The 3,805-nt window shown below is 57.2% G+C and carries 4 protein-coding genes and 1 pseudogene; all 5 read right to left on the bottom strand.

Features of this window, described 5'->3' with window-relative positions:
• Positions 1–43: 43 nt before the first annotated feature.
• Complete coding sequence (locus L0H65_RS16110; RefSeq protein WP_301460158.1) at positions 44–766, bottom strand: amino acid ABC transporter ATP-binding protein; 723 nt, start codon at positions 764–766, stop codon at positions 44–46.
• Positions 759–1,412 (bottom strand): amino acid ABC transporter permease, encoded by a 654-nt coding sequence (locus L0H65_RS16105; protein WP_301460156.1) that lies wholly within the window; start codon positions 1,410–1,412, stop codon positions 759–761. Before L0H65_RS16105 ends, L0H65_RS16110 begins: the two co-directional genes overlap by 8 nt.
• Before the next feature lie 11 nt (positions 1,413–1,423).
• Positions 1,424–2,089 carry an amino acid ABC transporter permease gene (locus tag L0H65_RS16100; RefSeq protein ID WP_301460154.1) on the bottom strand — a complete coding sequence of 222 codons (666 nt, stop codon included), beginning with the start codon at positions 2,087–2,089 and terminating at the stop codon, positions 1,424–1,426.
• A 70-nt stretch (positions 2,090–2,159) separates the two neighbouring features.
• Positions 2,160–2,978 (bottom strand): transporter substrate-binding domain-containing protein, encoded by an 819-nt coding sequence (locus L0H65_RS16095; RefSeq protein WP_301460153.1) that lies wholly within the window; start codon positions 2,976–2,978, stop codon positions 2,160–2,162.
• A gap of 209 nt (positions 2,979–3,187) precedes the next feature.
• Positions 3,188–3,805, bottom strand: a pseudogene (locus tag L0H65_RS16090) (aldehyde dehydrogenase (NADP(+))); the annotation flags it as partial.

Genomic DNA, 3,805 nt, shown 5'->3' with positions numbered 1-3,805 from the left:
CCACAACGACGACTTCTGCCGATGTCATGGTCTTTGGCTTTCGCTAACGAATGTTGGATAGAAACGCTTGGGTTTCGGGATGCTGCGGTGCGTTGAAAAACTGATCCGGCGGTGCAATCTCGGCCATGATGCCCTTGTGGAAAAAAGCAACGCGGTCGGAAACATCGCGCGCAAAGCTCATCTCATGGGTGACGCAGATCATGGTCATGCCTTTGTCCGCCAGCATTTTCAGCGTGTCCAGCACCTCACCCACAAGTTGCGGGTCAAGTGCGGAGGTCACTTCATCAAACAGCATATAGCTGGGTGACATCGCAAGCGCCCGCGCAATCGACATCCGCTGTTGCTGCCCACCCGACAGACGGCCGGGATACACGCCCGCCTTTTCACCAAGGCCCACCGCCTCCAACTGCTTGACAGCAATTTCCTCCGCCTCGGGCTTGCCCATCCCCAGCACCTTGCGCGGGGCGAGGGTGACGTTTTCCAACACTGTCAAATGCGGAAAAGCGTTGAACTGCTGGAACACGATGCCGATTTTGCGACGCAATTTGTTGAGATCGGTGGATTTGGCGTGAACCTCGGTGCCATCCACAAGGATCTTGCCGGAATTAATCGGTTCCAACCCGTTGATACAGGTCAAAAGCGTGGATTTGCCGGAGCCTGAACCGCCAATGACGGACAACACCTCACCCTTGTCGACCGTCAGGTTGATGCCTTTGAGCACCTCCAACGCGCCGAAGGATTTGTAAACGTCTTTTATCTCAATCATTGGACCACCGTTTTTCCAGATACCCCCCCAAACGGGCGATTGGGAAGCTGATGACGAAGTAGAACAACCCGCCGATCGTCAGCAGGAACAGCGGTTCTTGCAGGCGGGTGATCAATATCTGCGTCGATTTCAAAAGTTCGGTCACCTGCACCACGTAGACCAGTGCGGAGTCTTTCATCACGCCCAACGCCAAGCCAATCCACGACGGTAAGGCGACACGGGTTGCAAGGGGGCCGACGATATAGCGCATGTCCTGCAACCAGGTCAGACCAAGCGAGCGCGACGCGCGGCGGGTGGTGAACGGCACCGCCTCAATCCCGCCCCGCACGATTTCAGAGCAATAAGCGGCGGTGTAGAAGGTCAACACCCCGCACGCGACCGTGAAGCCCGATATTTGCAGGCGCAGAACGATGCCCAGAAACGCATTGACCAGCACAAGCTGGATCAGCAGCGGAATCGAGCGGAAAATATCCAGCACAAAGGTCACCGGCGCGCCCCACCAAGGGCCGACCTGATAGCGCAGCACCCCGAAAAAGATGCCGAAAATGGTGCCGAGAAAGACCGATATGACCGTGACGAGGATGGTCATCCACGCGCCTTGCGCGAGGAAAATCACATCAGCCCAAGACATTGACGTATGAAACATCTGCTCCCCCCTCAATACCGAAAGAGGCGGGCTGCGATCAGCCGGGCGCCAAAGTTGATGATCTTGACGATGATGTAGAAAATCACCGCTGCAATCGCGAACAGCTCAAACGTGCGGAAGGTCAGCGCGTTCAAATCCTGCGTCACACCGTAAAGGTCGTAGTTCATGCCCACCGTCACCCCGAGCGAAGTCATCAGCACCGCCCAAACCATCTGGTTCGACATCGGCAAGAAAGATATCCGCAGCATTTGCGGCAAGATGACATTGTTGAATGCCATGATCGCCGGCATCCCCAAAGATCGGGCCGCGCGGGTTTGGGTGTCAGGGATCGCTTTCAGCGCGCCGCGGAAGTTTTCCGCCAGATAGCCCGCATTGTTGAAGGTGATGCCGATCAGGAGCGAGGTGAACGGGCTGAAATGGATACCGAAACTGGCAACGCCGAAATGCGCCATATAGATCTGGAACAATGCGGGCGTGTTGCGGGCAATCTCGACCCAGGTAACCGCGATCCCGTTCAGAAATTTATTACCGGACAGCCGGAACCCGGTCAACGTGATGGCAAAGATGATGCCGAGCACCATCGACAGAATGGCCACTTCCATCGTGACCACTGCGCCTTCAAGCATCTGCGGAAGTCGGGCGAGCGCCTGATTCCATTGGAAGGTATAGGAGAACATCGCCACCTCTTTTCAGCCAGAGCAGAAAGGGCGCGTGGGATGTTCCACGCGCCCCGGTATCGGCGAAAGATCAGCGATAGACGCCGGAAATCGACAGGTCTGCGGGTTTGCCTTCGCCCACCCACTTTTTGTACAGTTCTGCATAGCGCCCGGTGCGGACCTGCTGGTTCACGAACAGGTTGAGGTAATTGATCAACCCGTATTCCTGACGCATCGTGAACAGACCTACATAATCCGGAACCATCGGTGCCTTGTCGACAATGGCGATGCCGGGGAACTTGCCCGATTTCACATTGGCTTCGGCCACTTCAACCGTTGATACCGTCGCTTCAATCTGGCCTTGGCTCAGTGCAAGGAAAACATCGGCTTGGGTCTGGTACGGACGGAATTCGCCGGTGCCCCATTCCTTGATCTTGCCTTCCATCCAGATCGCTTCATAGGTGCCAGCGGTGGCGCCCACGGTCTTGCCCTTCATGTCTTCCCAGGTTTTCATCCCGGCCTTGTCATTGCCGACAACGGCATTTTCAAAGGCATAGTATGGGATAGAGAAGCCAACGGTTTTCGCCCGCTCCAGCGTGTCGGAAGTGGAGGCGACGCCCACGTCAACCCGGCCACCCATCAGGGCAGGAATACGCTCGGGGAATGGGGTTTCGACGATTTCGGCTTTTACGCCGAGGGCTTTGGCAAGGTCGTTGCAATAATCAACGTCAAACCCTTCGGGGTTGTTGTTGGCATCGCGCATCCCCATCGGCGGGAAATCCAGCACAACGGCGCAACGCAATGTGCCCGAGGCAATAATATCGTCAAGCATATCGGCGCTTGCGGTGTTGGCGGTGACAGCAAAGCAGGTTGCGGCAAACAGGCCGCCCAGCAGAACGGATTTCTTCATTCGTGTCTCTCCCTTGGTTTTTTGGTCGTTTTTGATTCGTTGATGGTTCGACTATGTGACTCGGACGCATGCGGCGCAAGACAGAATAATTTGAATATACAACAAGTATATTCGCACCATACCCACCGGGATCGGGCGGAGGATTCAACCTCCGACCCGGTATTCACACCGAACGCGCGCCGCCGAGGATAAAGGCTTTGGCCCCGAAGTCAAACCTCGGGCAACAATTCCGCAGGCATGTTCTGGTAAGCGACGGGCCGCAGAAAGCGGCGGATCGACAAGGTGCCGACGCTGGTTGCCCCGAAATTGGTGCTGGCAGGATAAGGACCGCCATGCACCTGAGCATCCTCAACTTCCACCCCGGTCGGAAAGCCGTTGACCAACACGCGGCCTGCCTTGCGCTCCAACACCGGGCGCAAGCTGCGCGCGGCCTCCAGATCACCGGCGTCCATATGCAGCGTCGCTGTCAATTGCCCGGCAAAGCCCTTGGCAATGTCGCGCATCTCATCGACCGAACCGACCCGGATAATCAGGCCAAGCGGGCCGAACACTTCCTCAGCCAGATCGTGATTTGCGGCAAACGCAGCCCCGGTAGTCTCATAGAGATTAGGGCTCGCCTTGCGGCCTTCGCTGGTCGCGGCAAGCACAGGTTTGACGCCGGTAGCGCCGGAAAAGCGCGTCTCGCCCTGATGATAGGCAGCGGCGATGCCGGGCGTCAGCATGGTTTGCGGTGCGACCTGTTCCAACGCGGTTTTGGCGGCTGTGGTGAAACGATCAGCGTCGGGGCCGTCAATCACCACCGCGATGCCGGGATTGGTGCAGAACTG

The sequence above is a fragment of the Pseudorhodobacter sp. genome (assembly GCF_030452865.1).
Classification (GTDB): Bacteria; Pseudomonadota; Alphaproteobacteria; order Rhodobacterales; family Rhodobacteraceae; genus Pseudorhodobacter.
Note: the sequence above shows the minus strand (reverse complement) of the source record. Positions and strands in the feature narration are given on the sequence as shown.

Excerpts from the sequence above, each read along its gene's own strand:
- L0H65_RS16110 (WP_301460158.1), bottom strand. The coding sequence starts at position 766 with ATGATTGAGATAAAAGACGTTTACAAATCCTTCGGCGCGTTGGAGGTG.
- L0H65_RS16105 (WP_301460156.1), bottom strand. The coding sequence starts at position 1,412 with ATGTTTCATACGTCAATGTCTTGGGCTGATGTGATTTTCCTCGCGCAA.
- L0H65_RS16100 (WP_301460154.1), bottom strand. The coding sequence starts at position 2,089 with ATGTTCTCCTATACCTTCCAATGGAATCAGGCGCTCGCCCGACTTCCG.
- L0H65_RS16095 (WP_301460153.1), bottom strand. The coding sequence starts at position 2,978 with ATGAAGAAATCCGTTCTGCTGGGCGGCCTGTTTGCCGCAACCTGCTTT.